The organism is Colwellia sp. 1_MG-2023 (assembly GCF_030546755.1).
In the GTDB taxonomy this organism is placed as follows: domain Bacteria; phylum Pseudomonadota; class Gammaproteobacteria; order Enterobacterales; family Alteromonadaceae; genus Thalassotalea_H.
The window spans coordinates 86889-107101 of the sequence record NZ_JAUOPE010000013.1 but is presented as its reverse complement, the minus strand read 5'-3'; the positions used below and the strand labels follow the sequence as shown (position 1 = coordinate 107101).

Sequence of the window (20213 nt, the reverse complement as noted above, 5' to 3'; positions counted from 1 at the left end):
GAGTTAATAGTGCAAGATTTAGTTAATACGCTCAATGGTTACATTTGGAGTTCGTATCTTATATACCTTTGTTTAGGTGCAGGGATATTTTTCTCCATTGCGACACGCTTTACGCAAATCCGTCATTTTAGAGAGATGTGGCGCCTGTTAATGTCAGGTAAAAGTTCTGAGAAAGGCATTTCATCTTTCCAAGCACTTGCCGTTTCTCTTTCAGGACGGGTTGGTACAGGTAATATTGCTGGAGTAGCTGCAGCTATTGGTTTTGGTGGTCCAGGTGCGGTATTTTGGATGTGGGTTGTGGCCTTTTTAGGTGCAGCAACGGCTTATATTGAATCTACAAACGCTCAAATTTATAAAGAAGAAGAAGACGGCGTATACCGAGGTGGTCCAGCTTACTATATTGAAAAAGCTATGGGGCAAAAATGGTACGCATGGACGTTCGCTTTGGCCACTATTTTAGCTTGTGGTTTATTACTTCCCGTTGTGCAATCTAATGGGATTGGTGATGCATTAGTGAATGTATTTGGCCAAGGTGGTACGGTCAACTCAGTAATCGGTGAACTGCCATTAACTAAAGTTTATGCGGCTGTTTTTATTGTATTAATGCTTGGTTTTATTATCTTTGGTGGGGTTAAGCGAATTGCTAGCTTTACTCAAGTTGTTGTGCCGTTTATGGCACTTGCCTATATCATTATTGCTTGTGCAATTATTGCGTTAAATATTGATAAGTTACCAGGTATTGTTTCATTGATTTTTACTGATGCATTCACGCCAATGGCTGGCTTTGGTGCTGCTATTGGTTGGGGTGTAAAACGTGGTGTTTATTCTAATGAAGCAGGTCAAGGAACAGGACCACATGCGGCGGCGGCGGCAGAAGTTGAACATCCTGCTCAACAAGGCTTAGTTCAATCCTTTTCTGTTTACATTGATACGTTATTTGTTTGTTCGGCCACTGCATTTATGATTTTAATTACGCAGTCATACAATGTCATGCCTGAAGGCGCAACTGCATTTGTTGTACAAAATGTGGCTGAAAATGTTGTTATCAATGGCCCAGGATTTACACAAATTGCTGTAGATAGTGTGTTAACCGGTGTCGGTAAACCATTTATCGCATTAGCGTTATTCTTTTTCGCATTCACTACGGTTTTAGCTTATTACTTTATCGCTGAAAATAATGTCTCTTATATTAACCGTACGATAAAATTTCCAGTGTTAAGATTTTTATTAAAACTATTAATCATGGGCGCTGTATTTTACGGAACGGTTGCAGAGCCAAGTGCTGCTTGGGGCATGGGTGATGTAGGTGTTGGTATAATGGCGTGGTTAAATATCATTGGTATTATTATCATTTTCTTTATGTCAAAACCTGCGATAAAAGCATTAAAAGATTATGAGCGACAACAAAAAGAAGGTGTGAGTAAGTTCACTTTTGATCCTAAATCGTTAGGGATCAAGAATGCTGATTTTTGGGAAAAAAGATTTGAAAAGCACAGCAAAAAATAATTGCTAATTATTTAATAAAAAACGCCCGATAGGGCGTTTTTTTTTATTTTAATTAGGTAGAATATTGCCACAGAATTTCAGAGAGAAAATTATGGCCGTTATAAATTGTCCAAGTTGTCGAAAAAAAATTTCCGATAAAGCCAAATCATGTTCACATTGTCAAATTGATTTAGTGAACTTAGATGAAGAAAAACTTGCCGCAAAAAGACAAGTTGAACGTATCAATAAATCTCAACGTATCATGACGTGGTCATTTATTGCCATGTTAATGTTTTGTGGTGGCTTCTTATTTTACTACTGGAAAAATGTTCAGCCAGGTACTTGGCAATATTATCTTTCTGTAGGCTCGACGGTTATTGGATTCTTCATCTATATCGCTACGCGAGTACAATTGATCTTATTAAAACGAGAGAATAAATAACATGGATTTACATCACGTCGTAGATAATATGTCGCAAGAAATGTATCAACGATTAAAACATGCTGCAGAAACAGGCAAATGGCCTGAAGGTACTCCCGTTGAACAAGCACAACGAGATTCTGCATTACAACTTTCTATGGCATATCAAGCAAGACATTTAAATTCAGATCAAATGCTAACTATCGGCCCTGACGGGGAATTAGTGACTAAAACAAAGCGTGAATTAAAAAGTCAATTTAGTGCTGAGAATAGAGAGAGTGAAATAACGCCTTGTAACAAAGAAACCACTCAAGCCCACAACGATATAGCTAGGTTTACTGATTTATGATTTTTTCCCGTTTTCGCAATAAAAGCAGCTGGCAAAGTAAAGATAGTAATACCCGTATCAGTGCTGTTAATAATGACTTAGATATAAATAATGCTGAGCAAAAAGCTATTTTACTTTCGTTATTAACCAATGATCCCAGTGAACTTGTACGTCGTGCTATCTTAATAAAATTAAATGATTTTTCACTTTGGCAGGATACGAGCGAAAATAACGATCAGATTAACGTGCGTGATTATGCGAAAAAAGAAGTTGCAGCGATCATGTTAAATCAACGTAGCTTGAAATTAACACTCGATGAAAAGTTAGCTTATATTAACGGCCAGCCAACATTCGCATTTCTAGAAGCATGGTTGAAAGAAGAAACTGAGTCACCACTTGTTATCGCCCTTTATCAAAAATTAGCCAAACCACAACTAGCGTTAAGCGTATTCAAAAGCCATCAAAACATTGATATCCAACGTTTTTTGGTTGAACAAGCATCGACGATTGAGCAGTTAGATAAATTATTGAAAAAAAGCTCGTTTGATGAAATTACCTTATTAATTAACGAGAAAATCACGGCAATAAAAACTGAATTAGAAAAGCCAAGTAAAATAACGAAACAAGCACAATTAACATTGGCCAAGTTGCTCGCATTAAAAGATGTTAGTGATTATCAAACGGTGGTAGATAAGCAAGCAAGCTTAACAAATGAATGGCGTGATATAACAGCTGAATTTGCGTGTTTAGAAGATTCACAACAGTTAACCTTTAATACTAAATACCAAGATATTAGTCAGCAACTTGAAAAGATATTTGCCGTTAAAGCAGAACTTTTTGAACAACAGAAAATTGCTGATGCTTTAGCAAAACAAAAACAACAGCTGGCACAACAGTTTACCGAAGATATTCAACAATATGAGCAGTCTTTAAGCGATGCTATTTTTAATAGTAATCCAATTAACGAAGTCGATTTTATTCAACAACTTTCTTTATGCAAAGCAACGATAGAAACTTCGGTATTAGCGGAAAAAGAACAGCGTACTTTTATCAAAAAAGTGGCAGAGATAAAAAATAAGCTTTCAAAGTTACCTGAAATTGCAGAATCATTAACACAAGCGACGCATTTAATCTCTAAGATGTCGCAAAATTCTGTGCCTGAAAACCTTACACAGTTAATGGAACAAGAAGCTAGCTACCAAGCTTGGTTAGAGCAATGGCACCTTGTTAGTAAAAAATCAAACGGCAGCTTACCTGATTCAATTGTTCAATCTTATCAAGCGATTGTTAAACAATGGGAATTAGCATTAAAACCGCTACATCAACAACAAAAACAACACTTTCATCAGGTACAGCGTAAACTTAGTGACTTTAATCGATTAGTGTCCCAAGGGAAATTTAATTCGTGCTTTGGCATATTTAAAACGATCAAAGCCAATTATGAGTTATTAAGTAATCAACAACAGCAAAGAGTTGAACGTGAGTTTACCGCTGCGCAAGAAAAAATAAAGGAATTGAGTGATTGGGAACATTATGTTTCAACGCCGAAAAAGCAAGCATTGCTTGAGCAAATAAATCAACTGGTGAATGTACCGTTAGATAACCCCAGTGAACAAGCGAGCAAAGTGAAAGCATTTCGAAATCAATGGAATGCTTTAGGACATGCTGAAGATGACGTTGAGCAAGAATTAAACGAAAAATTTAATCAAGCCTGTGAAAAAGCGTTTGCTCCTTGTCGATTATTTTATGCAGAGCAAGATAAAATTCGCGCAAACCATCTTACTAATCGTTTAACAATTATCGAAGAAACAGAAAAGTTTACTGCTGAATTTGATAACGAAAACGCCAATTGGAAATCAATTGATGGCAAATTGAATCAATTAAAACAACAATGGCGTGATGCCGGTGAAGTTGACCGAGAAAAATATAAATCACTCAATGAGCAATTTAATACTTTGCTTAAGCCCATTAAATTAGCGATTCATCAGCATCATCTTAATAATAAGGATGAAAAACTGTCTTTAATTAAACTTGCCGAAAAAGCATTGGCCGATGAAAACATTCAGGCGGCGGTTAATCAGGTGAAAAACCTGCAAGCTAAATGGCGTGATATTGGTTACAGCGGACCAAAAGATGAAAATAAATTATGGCAGCAATTTAGAACGATAAATGATCAAGTGTTTGCTCGTAGAAATGAAGAACAAACCAAACAAAAAGCACAATCAATACAACTGGCTAATGACTATTTACAATCGTTAAGTGAAATTGAACAGAAAATTTCAGTAGATAAAACTAGTCACGCGTTAATTGCTGGACTTGATGAATTAAAACAATTGCAGAAAACAGTATCGCAACAGGCGGTACCATTAAAATCGGTGTTGAGTAAAATTGAGCGTTTGCATCTCAGCTTTCAACAAACACTCACTGAATTAAAACAACAAGAACGTGATCTTGTTTGGCAACAAGTATTTTCAATACTCAATGCTTCTATCGAAGGTACTAAGCTAACAGATAGTAGTGAATTTAAAGCGTTACCGATGAGTTGGCAGAAAAAATTAACCAACTTACCGGATCAAACTTGTGACATTAATGAACGTCTCAATAAAACCATCGCGCTAGAAGTAATGGCGAAAGTTGATTCACCTGATGAAGACAAACAACAACGCCTAGCTATTCAAATAGAATTAATGCAAAGTCATATGTCATCTGGAGAGTCATTTAATTTAGAAGAGCAGTTTATTGCTTGGCTTAATTTAGGCCAACTCAGCGTACAGGATAAACCCTTGTTAGCACGTGTAAAAAGGATCTTTATTCAATATTGATCGACAATTGAGCACTTGATCATTATTAATTGAACAATCATCCTAAAATAATAATGAAACATGGCTATACTAAATAACATACTTTAGGAGAAATTATATGAAGTATGTTTATTTTCTTGTTCTGATCCTTTGTCAAACATACGCTTGTGCTATTGAAGTTACTTTTATTAATCCATCAGTGCCTGGAACTCCGTTTTGGGATAGGGTAACAGCAATAGCTAAAGCCGCTGCAGAAGATCTTGATATCAACTTAACGGTTGTCTATGGCAAAGATAATCGGGTATTTAATTTAGAAGCTATTCAAACGGTAGCTTCAAAAAGTACAAAACCTGATTATCTTATTTTTATGCCTTACGATGGTAATTCTGCACAGTCATTTCTCACTTTAGAACAAGCAAAAATTCACTTTCTTACTCTCGAGCGTACCCTTTTACCAGAAGAACAGAAGCTTATTGAGTTACCGCAAGAAAAGTATCGTTATTGGTTAGGCGAAATATTTCATGATAATACCGCCGCGGGTGAATTATTGGCAGATACGTTAATTGCATCCGCAAGTAAAGATACCAATGGCGTTGTAAGGGTTGCAGGTCTTGCAGGTAGTTTTAGCGGGGAGTCTACCCAAAGAACCTTAGGATTAGAAAATAGTATAAATAAACATGAGAATATCCAATTATTGCAAGTCGCCCCTGCTATTTGGAGTCGTGAAAGAAGTCGATATATTATTCATCAAATGGCCGCCCGATTTGGTAACATTGACATCGCTTGGGCAGCATCGGATGGTATGGCATTAGGGGTGCTTGACTCGGTTAAAAGTGGCTTTGAAGACTTAAATCCTAATATGAAAATTGGTGGCATAGATTGGACGGTGGAAGCAATCGAAAAAGTGAAGTCTAAAGAATTAGTCGCTACTGTAGGTGGACATATCTTTCAAGCAGCTTGGGGATTAATTAAAATTTATGATCACCATCATGGCAAAAGTGTTTTTATTAAAGGTATCGATCAAAAAACCTATGATTTACAAGTCATTGATCAAAGCAATATCAATACCTTTTATCTACTTGCTGAAAAGGTAAATTGGCACAAGGTTGATTTTAACTTATTCACCTTAACTACTACTAAAAATAACCAGTATAATTTTGATATTGCTTTAATCATGGCCATACTCAATTAGGGCGTGTTGATCTTTCGTGGTTAAATTTTGTTGAAAATAAAAGTCATTTATTCATGGCGTGAGTTAAGTAGCATGGCTGTTACCGGTAAATAGCGAACAACGAATAAAAAATGGCTTATAATTGAACCCTTCGGGCAATGTTTGTTTGTCATTTCTACTGCATTTTTGCTCATTGAGGTGGAATAACCACATGTCATTCGCAATGCTTTGTATAAATACCAAACAAACTGTTGTAATAATCATCGCGAAAGATCAACACGCCCTAGTATATATTTAATGCCTAATTTAGCGTTAATTCACCTCGTAAGTTTTCTTGTAATTTCGTGCGGATCTCATCTGCCGTAAAATTTTGACTCAATAAATAATGTAATTTGGTTAACGTAGCTTCTAAGGTCATATCAACACCGCTGATGACACCACATTGACTTAATGAAACGCCAGTTGCATAACCATCCATATTTACTGTGCCTTTTATGCATTGACTACAGTTTACTATAATGATCCCTTGTTGATGTGCTTGTGCTAAACAAGCAAGTAAAGCTTCATCTTGTGGAGCGTTACCTACACCATAACTCCTGATGATAAGTGCTTTAACTGGTTGCTTAATGATGTTTTTAATAAGCTCAGCACTGATACCTGGGTATAAATGTACGACCCCAATAGGTTGAGGAGTAATACTGGAAAGGCTCATTTTTTCATTTGTGCTTTCGTTTATTTTCCCCGCGAGTACTTTTATATTAATACCTGCTTCTAATAGCGGTGACATATTCGGTGAGTCAAAAGCATTAAAGCCGTCAGCGTATGCCTTAATAGAACGATTACCTCGAAATAATCGATTATTAAAAAATAATCCGACTTCATTAATTGGATAATTTGCCGCAATAAATAACGAATTGAGTAAATTAACTTGCCCATCGGAACGTAATTGACTAAAAGGAATTTGCGAACCTGTCACTATGATGGGTTTAGATAAATTTTCAAACATAAACGATAGAGCAGAGCTGGTATAAGCCATTGTATCTGTTCCATGCAGCACGACAAATCCGTCATATGCGTGATAATTTTTGTCAATATCATCAGCAATTCGTTGCCAATCAGCAGGTGTCATATTTGATGAATCAATCAACGGCTGATATTCATGAATAGTAAAGTCAGGCATTTCTTCACGATGAAAATCAGGCATAGCATTAATTGATTCGGTTAAGTGTCCTTTTACCGGTATGTAGCCATTTTTGCTAGCCTTCATACCAATAGTGCCACCAGTGTATGCAATGTATATTCGTTTTTTCATTATTATAATCTGTTAGTGTAGGGCATAAAAAAGCCCCGAAAAGTCGAGGCTATAATAACAAAAAATTGTCCGAGGTAATCAGTTAATTTATTTGACAGGCTAAACAAAATGAATAGATCCCTTGAGGATCATTAAGCTTGCTAAATGCTTGGTATTCATTCTGTAAAGTTAGCAGTAATTTATCAAGAGCACTTGGTGTGCGAATTTGCTGCTCAGGTAAAAACTTTACGGCTTGGCCAAAGAAACTTTCAAAAAAGAGATCTTGTGGTGAACGCTCTTTTTCAATGAGTAACGTTTCAAAGGAATCAAGATGAGCTAGGTTTGCTGCTTCGTTAATTGCATCATTTAAATTACCTAATTCATCTACCAAACCTAATTCTTTAGCGCGCAAACCAGACCATACACGTCCTTGAGCTATCGCATCTACTTCTTTAAGTGACATATTTCGATTGTTCGCTACTAGTTCAATGAAGTCTTGATAACCACGTTCAATGCCTAATTGAAAGATACGCGCCATGCCATCACTAAGAGGGCGCGTTACGCCAAATCCTGCTATATCGGTTGTTCCAACGCCATCCGTATGAATACCTAATTTACTTAGTGAGTTTTCAAAGGTCATGAAAAAACCAAAAATACCTATAGAACCTGTGATGGTTGTTGGTGAAGCAATAATTTTATCTGCTGGGGCAGAAATCCAATAACCACCTGACGCAGCATAAGTCCCCATAGAAGCAATTACCGGTTTACCTGCCGCTTTAATTAATTCGATTTCTTGACGAATGATATCTGAGGCATAGGCACTACCACCGGGACTATCAACACGAAGTACAACCGCTTTCACTTGGTCATTTAAACGAGCTTTTCTTAAATAACGTGCGGTACTATCACCGCCAATGCTGCCAGGGCTTTGTGTTCCATCTAAAATGGTGCCTTTGGCAACAATCACTGCAACTTTATCACCAATATTTTGATAAGGTGGGAAAGGCTGAGAGGTTGCTTTTAAATATTCTTTAAATGAGATTTGATTAAAGTTATTGGATTTATTTTTACCCACAAGCGAAATCATGGTTTGTGTGATTTCTTGTCGTGTTTTTAACGCATCAACCCAATGATTGGTTAAAGCGTATTGTGATATTTTTCCGTCAACACGTTGTAATTTTTCAAATAATACCTCAGTAGTTTCATCAAAATTATCAATGCTAAATTCGCGTTGCGTTGAAACGTCTTGTTTATATTGTTGCCATAAATCTGCTAGCCACTGTTTATTCGCTTCTTTGGCAGCAGGTGACATATCATCACGCATATAGGGTTCAACAGCTGATTTATACGTGCCGACTCTAAAGATATGTTGGCTGATTGATAGTTTTTCTAATGCGGATTTAAAATATAACTGGTAGCGACCATAACCATCTAACATCATCCAGCCATTTGGGTTTAACCAGATTTCATCGGCATAACTCGCTAAATAATATTGGTCTTGTTGAAACTGATCACCGTAGGCGATAACTTTTTTACCTGTTGCTTTAAATGCTTCAATGCTTTGAGCAATATCTTTTAATTTGGTTAAACTAGCGCTTTTTATGCCTTGTAATTGTAAGGCTAATACTTGAATTCTATCATCATTTTTTGCGGTATTTATTACCTTGATGATATCAGCTAATAATACTTCTGGCGTTTCAGTCGGTTGATCAAAAGCTTCACTGATAAAAGCATCCATCGGATTTACTTCACGTTTTTGTTCAACGATGTCGCCTTTTAAATCTAAAACAAGGGCAGCTTGCGTAGGTACTATAATTTCGTCTTCGCCTGCGGTCAAAATAACAAATAACAGTAATAACACTGTAAAAAACACTAAGTTAATGATGATTTTTCGTGAGATATTGAGGAGTTCAAAAATACTTTTTGAGATGCGTTTTATTGCACTTGGATGTTCATTCATAAATAACCATGTTACATACTTAAATTGATACCCTATGCTAATGAAATATCACCTCTTTATGTAGTAATAATTGTAAATAAATACATATTTTGTTGCTTCAATGAAATTATTGTTAGCGAAAAGTGTTCTTATAAGTAACTTTATTTTTAGAAAATCAATTATGTTACTTCTTTCTTCATATCATCAATTTTTGAATAAACTCCATTATGCTAATGGCTTACCGGCATTGTTAATACGCTTATATTTAGCACCCATTTTTATTATGGCAGGTTATAGCAAGTTACAGTTTTCCGATAGTTCCGTGTCAGGAGTCGCGCAATTATTTGCCTCTCCAGAAATTGTTGAATGGTTTGGCAATACTGACTGGGGTCTTGGTTTACCGTTTCCAGAAGTGTTAGCAAATTTAGCCGCTTGGAGTGAGTTTTTAGGGGGCTGGCTAATATTAATAGGCTTATTTACCCGTTTAATTTCAATTCCTTTGATGTTCACTATGATAATCGCTGCTACTTCTGTGCATGGCGAGAATGGCTGGTTTGCTATCACGCCGACAAATCCCGACATTAGTCCCGCAAAAGTTTTTGTTTGGTTAGGCTTTGAACAGGCAGAGCAGAGCTTAGAAAATAGTATTGAAGCGGATAAGCGTTTAGAGGCGATGCGTAGTTTATTAGCAGAAAATGGTCATACCGAATGGTTGTATGAAACAGGCTCTATCGTTGTACTTAATAATGGTATTGAGTTTGCCGCGACTTACTTCTTATTATTATTGGCATTATTTTTTATTGGCGCAGGGAGGTTTACCAGCATGGATTATTACCTATATAATCACTGGCTAAAACCTCGCATAAAGAATAATTACCAAATATGAATGCAATAGACTTGCTAGTTACTCGACAATCTGATCCTCAATTAATCGCGCCGGCACCTGATAAGTCGTGCTTAGAAACTATTTTAACCGCAGGTATGCGTGTGCCTGATCATGCAGGTTTATTGCCTTTTCATTTTACCGTGGTTGAAAATGAAGGCTTAAAAAAACTCAGTGACATTTTCGTCCAAGCGATTACAACGCCAACCACTGAGCAAGCAAAGTTAGATAAAACGGCTAAGATGCCTTTTCGAGCACCGCTGATTGTGGTTGTTTCTACTAAATACCAACATCATGAGAAAGTGCCAAAACATGAACAGCTGATTACGGCAGGCTGTTGCGTACATGCGATGCAAATGGCAAGCGTAGCACTAGGTTTTGGTGCAATGTGGCGAACTGGCGATTTAAGCTTAAACGATAATGTTAAGCAAGGATTATCGATTAACCCTCAAGAAGATATCGTTGGCTTTTTATATATAGGGACTAAAGCTAAGTCTTTACCGTTAAAACCAACAAAGTTATATGATGATCGGGTCAGTTATTTATAATTTTCGCTGTTTTTGTTGAAATATTTCTGGTTCATCAGGCAGCTGTTCATCGAGTATAGTGAGTAAAATTCAAAAAATAGGCATTAAAAAGCCCTAATTAAAGGGCTTTAAATGGTTAAGTATTTTTAATGTGTTTAGTGATAAGTATTAAACAAATTAAAATGCTGCATTATTTGGTGTTCTTGGGAATGGGATCACGTCACGAACATTTTGCATACCCGTTGCATAAGCCACTAAACGTTCAAACCCTAAACCAAAACCAGAATGAGGTACAGTGCCGTATCTACGTAAATCACGATACCAGCTGTAATCTTCTTGATTAAGGTTCATTTCTTCTAAGCGAGCATCTAGTACGTCAAGACGTTCTTCACGTTGGCTACCACCAATAATTTCACCAATACCTGGTGCTAAAATATCCATTGCCGCTACTGTTTTGCCATCGTCATTTAAACGCATATAAAATGATTTAATATCTTTTGGATAGTTCTGTAAAACGACTGGTCCATTAAAGTGTTCTTCAGCTAAATAACGTTCGTGCTCAGAGTTTAAATCAACGCCCCAAGAAACTGGGTTTTCAAATTTCTTATCACAGTTCTCTAAAATGGTAATTGCGTCAGTATAATCAAGACGAACAAAGTCGTTATTGATCACAGAATTTAAACGTTCGATAACTGTTTTATCAACACGTTGTTGGAAAAAAGCCATGTCGTCGGCGCGCTCTTCTAACACCGCGGTGAAAACATATTTCAACATTTCTTCAGCAAGATCAGCGGCATCGGCTAAATCAGCAAAAGCAATTTCAGGTTCGATCATCCAAAACTCTGCTAAGTGACGCGTTGTGTTTGAATTTTCAGCACGGAACGTTGGGCCAAAAGTGTACACTTTAGACAGGGCACAAGCATAAGTTTCAACGTTTAATTGACCTGAAACGGTTAAAAAGGTTTCTTTACCAAAAAAGTCTTTGTTGTAATCAACATCACCTTTGTCGGTTCTTGGTAAGTTTTCCATATCTAACGTACTAACACGGAACATTTCTCCAGCACCTTCACAGTCACTTCCAGTGATTAATGGTGTACTGATCCAAAAATAACCTTTGCTATGTAAAAAGCGGTGAACCGCTTGTGCTAAACTATTGCGAACTCGAGTGACGGCACCGCCAATATTAGTACGAGCGCGTAAGTGTGCTTGTTCACGTAAAAATTCAATACTATGACGTTTAGCTGCCATTGGGTAAGTATCAGGATCATCAACTAAACCATGAACAACAACCTTGGTTGCCTGAATCTCAAATGATTGACCTTTACCTGGCGATTCAACCAAAATACCAGTTACTTTAACAGCAGCACCGGTAGTTAGTTTTAAAACTTCTGATTGATAATTGTCTAGTTCACTAGGCGTAATTGCTTGAATGGCATCAAAACATGAACCGTCATGTATCGCTAAAAATGAAATACCTGCTTTAGAATCACGGCGAGTTCTGATCCAACCGTTGATGGTTATTTCTTCGTTTACAGGGTATTGTCCTGCTAAGACATCAGTAATTGCTATAACTGACATTTATCAACCTCTTTTGCTAGTAAATTTTTGTTCTCGAAATAAGGAGGGATATGTTACCGTGCTTGTACTGTTTAACAAGTAAAAGTTGAGTTTTACGGTCTAATTATTGCTGAATTTTTATAAATTTTTACTTCAAAGGCGTTTTTATGGGCTCAAATAAACCAGAACGAAGACAATCGGAAGATTTTTGGTTAAAAGCCATTCGTATTTCCACGTTGTTAGCGTGGGGATTATTTACTATTGCTTTGATTATTTCTTATTATGCCGCCCCTGAAAATGATTATGGTGTTTTACGTTATCACAACATTTCTATCAGAAAGTTTTGGTTAACGCCTTTAACTGGTTATTTATATATTATGTTGTGGTTAAGTGCTTTATTTAGCTATATCTCAATTTTTGTCCATAAATATCGCAGTAGAAGAAAAACCGACAATAAACAATTTAATGTCTTTTTATTGTTTATTGTCTCAATAGCTTGGGTTGCTTATATAGTAACAAGACTGATTTAATCGATAAAACACGCATCTTCTGAAAGTACGGCTTTAATAGCGCAAACGAGTTGGCTAATTTGTGAGTTGTTTATCACTAACGGCGGCATAATATATATTAACTTACCAAAAGGACGGATCCACACTCCTAACTCAACAAATCGCTTTTGAATGATCGCCACATTAACTGCATGAGTAGTTTCAACTACACCAATACTGCCAAGCACACGCGTATTGGCTACTTTATCAAATTGCTTTAACGGTATTAACTCTTGTTGAAACTGTTGCTCAATCTTTTTAATTTTACCTTGCCAGTCTTGTTTTATTAATAAGTCGATACTGGCATTTGCTACCGCACATGCAAGGGGGTTTGCCATATATGTTGGGCCATGCATAAAACAACTAGCTTCGCCTTCACTAATGGTTTGTGCTATTTCTGCCGTACAAAGAGTGGCTGCCAACGTTAAGTAGCCACCGGTTAATGTTTTTCCTAAACACATGATATCGGGTGAAATATCAGCCCATTCACAGGCAAATAGTTTTCCTGTACGGCCTAAACCTGTGGCAATTTCATCCGCAATAAACAAAACCCGATATTGATCACATAACTGCCTTACGGCTTTTAAGTAATTAGGATGATAAAAACGCATACCGCCGGTGCCTTGAACAATTGGCTCAATAATAAAAGCGGCGGTTTCATGGTGGTGCTTTTTAAATAAGGCTTCAAGTTCGATTAGTTCATCATCATGCCAAGTTTCATTAATGAAAATGCGTGGTGCCGGGGCAAAAATACTTTTCATTAGTACTTTTTCAAAAATTTGATGCATACCAGTAACTGGATCGCACACCGACATCGCTGCAAATGTGTCGCCGTGATAACCATTTTTCACTGTCATAATGCGGTGTTTATCAGCTTGGCCTTTACTTTGCCAGTATTGCAAGGCCATTTTCAGTGCGACTTCTACGGCAACAGAGCCACTATCTGAGAAAAATACTTTATCTAATGTATTAGGAGTTAAATCTATGAGCTTTTTGCCTAAATCGATCGCCGGTTGATGAGTAAGGCCACCAAACATGATATGCGAAAACTCTTGTGCTTGAGTTAATAAAGCTTGGTTTAACACCGGATGATTATAACCATGTAAAACCGACCACCAAGAAGACATACCATCAATTAATGTTTCACCCGAAGCAAGCTTAATTTCTACTCCTTGAGCTGATTCTACAAGATATGAAGGTAGTGGTTTTGCCATTGAAGTATAAGGGTGCCAAAGGTGCTCGCGATCAAAATCAAGTAATTCTGTGTATTTATTGTTCATATGTAAACTTTTTGTGATGGTTTTTGTTGACAACTCGGTAATGCGCCATAGACTACCCGTTAAAATTATATGATGCAATTTCAATTAGAATAGGCTGTAGCGCAATGGTTCAAGATAATCAATTTGGTAGTAATCAACAAAGTCAGATCCGTCATGACTGGAAACATGCTGAAGTAAAAGCATTATTTGATCTTCCTTTTAATGATTTAATGTTTAAAGCACAAACTGTTCATCGTGAAAACTTCAACCCAAATGAAGTGCAGGTAAGTACATTATTATCTATTAAAACAGGTGCTTGTCCTGAAGATTGTAAATACTGTTCGCAAAGTGCGCGCTATAACACTGACATTGAAAAAGAACGGTTAATGGAAGTGGAAAAAGTGCTTGAAGCAGCAAAAATAGCCAAAGAACAAGGTTCAACGCGTTTTTGTATGGGAGCTGGTTGGAGAAACCCTAAAGCGCGTGATATGCCATTTGTTTTAGAAATGGTGAAAGGCGTAAAAGCAATGGGTTTAGAAACTTGTATGACATTAGGCATGATCGATGGCGAACAAGCAGACGAACTACAAGAAGCTGGTTTAGATTATTATAATCATAACCTCGATACTTCTCCTGAGCATTATAATTCAATTATTACCACTCGTAGTTATCAAGACCGATTAGATACCCTGCAAAATGTCAGAGATGCCGGCATGAAAGTGTGCAGTGGTGGTATTATGGGCTTAGGTGAGAAAGCGCAAGATCGTGTGTCGTTTTTAGCTCAACTTGCTAACTTACCTAAGCACCCAGACAGTGTGCCAATTAACATGCTAGTTAAAATTGAGGGTACTCCGTTAGCGGATGTCGACGATTTAGATCCTTTTGATTTTATTCGTTGTATTGCGGTTGCTCGTATTATGATGCCAAAAAGCCACGTTCGTTTATCTGCAGGGCGCGATGCTATGAATGAACAAATGCAATCAATGTGCTTTTTAGCTGGTGCTAATTCTATATTTTATGGTTGTAAGTTATTGACTACAGGTAATCCTGAAGCAAATAAAGATATGCAACTTTTCGCTAAATTAGGCATTAATACTGAAACGGTTGATAGTGCTGATCAAACGGATGAAAAAGCTATTCAAACTGCGGTTATCAATCAGCAGAACAGTGATTTGTTTTATGATGCAACTACGTAAGTACTGCTCGTTGTTAACTGATTAAACATTATGGCTTTTGAATATCTTGCTGAGCAACTCGCTCAGCAAAAACTTACTCATCGTTTTAGGCAACGTAACTGTATTGCAGAGCAACAAGGGGCAAAATTATTCTTTAATGATAAAGAATATCTTAATTTTTCTTCTAACGATTATTTAGGGTTAAATCAACATCCCGACATTAATCATGCATTTCAAACAGGTGTCTCAAAATTTGGTGCATCGTCATGCTCTTCCAGTTTAGTAACGGGCTATAGCTATGCACATGAGGTGTTAGAAAATACTTTATGTGAATGGCTAAACAAACCCAGATGTTTACTGTTTAACAGTGGTTTTTCAGCCAACCATGGTGTTTTGAGTGCATTAGCTTCAGAGCAAACACAGTTTTGGTTAGATAAACTTTCACATGCATCATTAATTGATGGGGCATTTTCTGGCAAAGCAACAGTTAAACGTTTTTTACATAATAATTATCAGCAGCTTGAACAGTTGTTAACAAAGAAAACCTTAGCAAATAACCTGATTGTTTCAGAAGGGGTTTTCAGCATGGACGGTGATCAAGCCGATATCAATGAACTGCAAAAGATTGCGCAAAAAAATAATGCTTGGCTATATTTAGACGATGCTCATAGCCTTGGGGTTGTTGGTGAAAAGGGGCAAGGCAGTGCCAGTATAAATGCTGATGTTGATATTATTATGGGAACTTTTGGTAAAGCGCTTGCTACATCAGGAGCGTTTATTGCCTGTGACGAAACATTACATGACTATTTAATTAACTTTTCGCGTCATTATATTTACTCAACCGCTATGTCACCAGCTTTAGCTTGGGCAACAAATAAAAGTATTGAAATTGTTCAAAACGAACATTGGCGACGTGAAAAAATTGCTGAGTTGAGTGCACTTTTTGCGAAAAGTTTAGATGATAAAATCGACATTATTCCTACGTCTTCTTCCATTCATGCCATTGTCGTGGGAGATGAAAAAAAGGCGTTAGATATTGCCGAAAAATTAAAAGCTAAAGGTATTTGGTTAACGGCAATTAGGCCTCCGACTGTTCCAAAGGGTACGTCAAGGTTACGTGTTACTGTTTGTGCTAGCCATAACCAACAAGATATCAAATACTTAGCTGAAAATATTAATAAGGCCATCAATTGATGCCACAAAGTAAAAATTTATTTAAAATTGCACGATCGTTTGGCTCTGCCAGTGAATCGTATGATATTTCTGCTCGCTTACAGCGTTATAGTGGAAAAAATTTGATGCCATGGTTACCAAATCGTAATGATTTAACCGTGGTAGATTTAGGTAGTGGAACGGGTTTTTTTACCGATATTTTAGCATCACGATATCATCACGTCATTGGCTTAGATATTTCGACACAGATGTTGAAATTTGCCAAACAAAATCGCGATGAGTCAATTAGCTGGATAGGAGCTGATGCTTATAAGTTACCTTTTGCAAGCGGCAGTATTGATCTAATTTATTCCAACTTAATGATCCAATGGTGTGAAGCTTTACCCGTTTTAAAAGCCGAGATCATTCGTGTCTTAAAACCTGGCGGTTTATTTATTTTTTCTACGTTAGTTAATGGTACGTTATTCGAGCTAAAATCGTCATGGGCGCAAGTTGATGATGATAAACATGTTATCGATTTTAAAACGGAACAAGAGCTTACGGCAATTTTCAATGCAGAAGATGCAAAATTGATTGAATATTCAAACAAAGATATTGTTTTAGAATATGAGAACGTCCTTCATCTAGCGAAAGAGCTTAAAGGCTTAGGAGCTAATCATGTACCAACAAAACAAGCGAAAGGACTGGCAGGTAAAGATAAATGGCAAAAAATGATGCTTTCCTATCAAGATTTCTTAGAGCCGAGTGGTATTTACCCTGCTACTTATAAAGTTTTTTCTGGCTTAATGGTAAAACTCAATGATTAAACTTTTTATTACAGCAACAGACACGGATGCAGGTAAAACTTATGTCGCACAGTCGCTTATTACCGCACTTGTTGAAAAACAATTAAGGGTAGCCGTTTATAAGCCGATATCGGCAGGGTGTGAGAAAGTAGTCACGAGTCAAGGCACACAACTTGTTAATGAAGATGCGTTGTTATTGGCTAACGCTGCAAATTGCCAACAAACATTGGCTAATGTAAACCCAATTGCGTTTGAAGAGCCAATTGCCCCCCATATTGCTGCGAAGAAACATAACAAGCCGATAGATTTAACTTTTTTAGAAAAGCACTATCAGAGTATTACTACAAACCCATGTGATGTATTGATCACCGAGGGAGCAGGTGGTTGGCGATTGCCGTTAGGTAATGGACAGTTTTTATCTGAATTAGTACAAAGCACCGAACAAGATGTTATTTTAGTGGTTAATATGAAACTTGGCTGCTTAAATCATGCGATTTTAACTTATCAATCAATTATTTCTGACGGCTTAACCTGTGTAGGCTGGGTGGCAAATTGTCTCGATAACATGCCATATCTTGAAGAAAATATTGCCGAACTTGAACAATTCTTCCCAATGCCGTTAATAGCAAAACTTGCTAAACAAACAGATATAAAACAAGCGGCGGCCAAATTTAATTTACAACCACTACTTGCTCAGTGCTAACAACCTTGTTATTTAATTGTCGTTAAGAATTAAGTTAACGTTAACGTTAACCTTAATCTTAATCTTAACCTTAACCTTAGTGCAAAGGTGGATAGATTAACTTTTCAATGCTTTTAAACACGCACTGGCAATAAAACCAGAGCGTGTTTTATGCGTCTCAGATTTACTCACATACTCATCCATTTGCTTAATCAATAATTCTGGCAGCGTCACATTTATCTTATGGCTTTTACCTAAATAAGGGGTAATGTCGATATCTACTAAGCACCAAATTACCTGACTAATATTTTCTTGATGCTTTTCAATAGTAGAGGCATGAGGAATAGTTTCACCGTATTCTGCCAAGATGGAAAAGTGTGATGCCATGCTTTTTTCTATTTCTATTAAGGCTTCATCAATTGTTGTGGCATTACACTCACACCCCGGTAAATCTGGAACGCTAACTTTATAGTGCTCACTGCCAATTATCTTTTTTAATGCAATAGGGTATTTCATAAATAGTTACCTTTTGATTGATTATTTTTATAGTAACCCTGATAACTCCTCGCTGTCAATGATTGATAACTCTAATAACTCTGTAGTTTTATTTGGTATAACCCCGCTAACCCTGATTTTAGCTACTCCAATAACTCTGCTAACTCTAAAATGTACTGGTGTGAATGTTCACTTTCGTTTGAAGTTATATTAAAAGGCGTTGATATTTTAATCATGAGAACAATGATGTACTTGAATTGAAAGTAACTCATAAAGAGTTGTTAGGGTTATAATCTATGATGTGTGCACGACGTTTGTACGATATATATAGGCGGTAAAACCTTTGTCTTATAGGAATACACTTGGTTAAATAATTGATTTAATTCACCATGGGATTGGTCAAATAACTATTGAATTTTCAAAAAAGAATTATTGAAAAAAAATTAAAGAATAAAGATTGAAACTGTTAACTCGTTTTAGAAAATTTGATGAGGCGACTGGATATGGTAATACTGAGAGTTAGCGATATTTAACGCTAACGTTAAATCTAAAGCACAATAGGACGAAGGTTATTTTTTGAGTGTGAATTTTCACTAGCGAAAAAAATTTAAAGACAAGTAGTAACGAGTTTTATGTGCCATTTATTTGTTTGATCTTTGCCACAATTTTAAGGGTTTAAGGATTTACAAGTTAACTGATTTATTCAAACGATTGGGAATGTACTAATTGTTTTTTACGATACTGGCTAGGTGAAACGGCAAACGTTTTTTTAAATTGTTTAGAAAACTGATATATATCAGCATAACCTACTTGATTGGCGATTGTACTCAGCTTTATATCGACATCAAATAATAGTCTCTGTGCGGTTGCCATACGTTTACGAATAACATAGTGACTAATACTCGTATCAAAATGCTGTCGAAATTGATGACAAAGATGACTGCGGGAAACACGCGCTAAACTCGCTAAATCATCCAATACAATTGCTTGATTGAAATGTTTATCAAGGTAGCGTTTTACGATAAGTACATAGCTTGGCATATTATTATTTGAACTTTTTACGCCAATTTGCCGTGCAATGGCGCGAGCCCAATTTTGAAAGAGGTTTTGAATAATAATTGGATCAAATGAAATAGGATGTAGCATTTCAGCCATTATACTTTGTAAATGATCTGTCATTACAGACTCATCCGTTAAGGTAATTGGTGTTGCTATGGGTAATAAATTGTTTTCAATTTGTGTTTTTACCCAAGAGCCTTCAACATGCATCCAAGAATGCAATTCAACTCCTGCTTTAGTTGCCCAACTAAAAAATTGTTTTTCACCTGGCGGCCAAATAAGTAAAGTCTTAGCTGGAGTGGAAGGTGTTTTTTGTTTTTTAATTAATCTTGCCGGTTGATGAAATAACATGATTAACCAATCACCTGTGCCAATAGGCCTATCAACATTGGCATTCACCATAGGTTCTTTAATGCCAATACCGCGAACGGTCATTAATGATTCAGGTTGTAATTCATCACCAAACCAATGTCGAATAACCTTATCTTGATCGTCAGATAAGGCGTTATCCCAGCGTAAATAATCAGGAGGATTTCTATTCGACACACGATATTCCGTTCATTGATAAATCATCATCAAATCACAATCTATCACAAGAAAATAGCAATAAGAACCATTTTAAATAATATTTTAA

The 20213-nt window shown here is 36.6% G+C and carries 17 protein-coding genes and 1 pseudogene; 12 read left to right on the top strand and 6 right to left on the bottom strand.

The features are described 5' to 3' along the window. Positions 1-9 precede the first annotated feature (9 nt). The 5 genes from Q4493_RS14570 to Q4493_RS14550 all read left to right on the top strand — a co-directional run bounded on the left by Q4493_RS14570 (position 10) and on the right by Q4493_RS14550 (position 6227). Positions 10-1506, top strand: coding sequence for a sodium:alanine symporter family protein (locus Q4493_RS14570; protein ID WP_303454063.1), 1497 nt, complete (start codon positions 10-12; stop codon positions 1504-1506). Between the two features lie 91 nt (positions 1507-1597). Continuing rightward, positions 1598-1927 (top strand): hypothetical protein, encoded by a 330-nt coding sequence (locus tag Q4493_RS14565; RefSeq protein WP_303454062.1) that lies wholly within the window; start codon positions 1598-1600, stop codon positions 1925-1927. Position 1928: 1 nt separating this feature from the next. Further along, entirely contained in the window at positions 1929-2255 is a 327-nt protein-coding gene (locus tag Q4493_RS14560; protein WP_303454060.1) for a YeaC family protein, read from the top strand. After that, on the top strand, positions 2252-5056 hold the full coding sequence (locus tag Q4493_RS14555) for a DUF349 domain-containing protein (protein ID WP_303454058.1): 2805 nt from the start codon (positions 2252-2254) through the stop codon (positions 5054-5056). The genes Q4493_RS14560 and Q4493_RS14555 overlap by 4 nt, the downstream gene beginning before the upstream one ends. Before the next feature lie 97 nt (positions 5057-5153). Then, positions 5154-6227, top strand: a complete 1074-nt coding sequence (locus Q4493_RS14550) for an ABC transporter substrate-binding protein (RefSeq protein ID WP_303454055.1) — start codon at positions 5154-5156, stop codon at positions 6225-6227. Between the two features lie 280 nt (positions 6228-6507). Here Q4493_RS14550 and ansA read toward each other — a convergent pair whose 3' ends face one another. Beyond that, the gene (gene ansA, locus Q4493_RS14545; RefSeq protein ID WP_303454051.1) at positions 6508-7518 is read right to left on the bottom strand and encodes an asparaginase; all 1011 of its coding nucleotides are present in this window, start codon (positions 7516-7518) and stop codon (positions 6508-6510) included. Between the two features lie 82 nt (positions 7519-7600). Then, positions 7601-9457 (bottom strand): signal peptide peptidase SppA, encoded by a 1857-nt coding sequence (sppA, locus tag Q4493_RS14540; protein ID WP_303454048.1) that lies wholly within the window; start codon positions 9455-9457, stop codon positions 7601-7603. Positions 9458-9617: 160 nt separating this feature from the next. Between sppA and Q4493_RS14535 the strand changes: the two genes are divergently transcribed. Both Q4493_RS14535 and Q4493_RS14530 read left to right on the top strand, forming a co-directional pair. Further along, complete coding sequence (locus Q4493_RS14535) at positions 9618-10322, top strand: DoxX family protein (RefSeq protein ID WP_303454045.1); 705 nt, start codon at positions 9618-9620, stop codon at positions 10320-10322. Beyond that, entirely contained in the window at positions 10319-10867 is a 549-nt protein-coding gene (locus Q4493_RS14530) for an NAD(P)H nitroreductase (RefSeq protein ID WP_303454043.1), read from the top strand. Before Q4493_RS14535 ends, Q4493_RS14530 begins: the two co-directional genes overlap by 4 nt. Before the next feature lie 156 nt (positions 10868-11023). Here Q4493_RS14530 and asnS read toward each other — a convergent pair whose 3' ends face one another. Then, positions 11024-12424, bottom strand: coding sequence for an asparagine--tRNA ligase (asnS, locus tag Q4493_RS14525; protein WP_303454041.1), 1401 nt, complete (start codon positions 12422-12424; stop codon positions 11024-11026). 146 nt (positions 12425-12570) lie between these two features. On the opposite strand from asnS, the gene Q4493_RS14520 reads away from it, so the two are divergent. Next, positions 12571-12933, top strand: a complete 363-nt coding sequence (locus Q4493_RS14520) for a hypothetical protein (protein ID WP_303454038.1) — start codon at positions 12571-12573, stop codon at positions 12931-12933. On the opposite strand, the pseudogene bioA reads toward Q4493_RS14520, so the two are convergent. Further along, positions 12930-14280: pseudogene (gene bioA, locus Q4493_RS14515) on the bottom strand (adenosylmethionine--8-amino-7-oxononanoate transaminase). The gene Q4493_RS14520 and the pseudogene bioA overlap by 4 nt on opposite strands. Before the next feature lie 55 nt (positions 14281-14335). Here bioA and bioB point away from each other — a divergent pair. Genes bioB through bioD form a run of 4 tightly spaced genes read left to right on the top strand, consistent with a single transcriptional unit; the run spans position 14336 to position 18046 of the window. Then, entirely contained in the window at positions 14336-15406 is a 1071-nt protein-coding gene (gene bioB, locus Q4493_RS14510) for a biotin synthase BioB (protein WP_303454036.1), read from the top strand. Positions 15407-15436: 30 nt separating this feature from the next. Next, positions 15437-16579 (top strand): 8-amino-7-oxononanoate synthase, encoded by a 1143-nt coding sequence (locus Q4493_RS14505; RefSeq protein ID WP_303454034.1) that lies wholly within the window; start codon positions 15437-15439, stop codon positions 16577-16579. After that, complete coding sequence (gene bioC, locus Q4493_RS14500) at positions 16579-17364, top strand: malonyl-ACP O-methyltransferase BioC (protein WP_303454032.1); 786 nt, start codon at positions 16579-16581, stop codon at positions 17362-17364. Before Q4493_RS14505 ends, bioC begins: the two co-directional genes overlap by 1 nt. Next, entirely contained in the window at positions 17357-18046 is a 690-nt protein-coding gene (gene bioD / locus Q4493_RS14495) for a dethiobiotin synthase (RefSeq protein WP_303454030.1), read from the top strand. The genes bioC and bioD overlap by 8 nt, the downstream gene beginning before the upstream one ends. Before the next feature lie 96 nt (positions 18047-18142). Here the strand turns inward: bioD and Q4493_RS14490 are convergent, their stop codons facing one another. Both Q4493_RS14490 and Q4493_RS14485 read right to left on the bottom strand, forming a co-directional pair. Further along, positions 18143-18541 (bottom strand): type II toxin-antitoxin system HicB family antitoxin, encoded by a 399-nt coding sequence (locus Q4493_RS14490; protein ID WP_303454028.1) that lies wholly within the window; start codon positions 18539-18541, stop codon positions 18143-18145. A 678-nt stretch (positions 18542-19219) separates the two neighbouring features. After that, positions 19220-20125, bottom strand: coding sequence for a helix-turn-helix transcriptional regulator (locus Q4493_RS14485; RefSeq protein WP_303454025.1), 906 nt, complete (start codon positions 20123-20125; stop codon positions 19220-19222). Positions 20126-20213 lie beyond the last annotated feature (88 nt).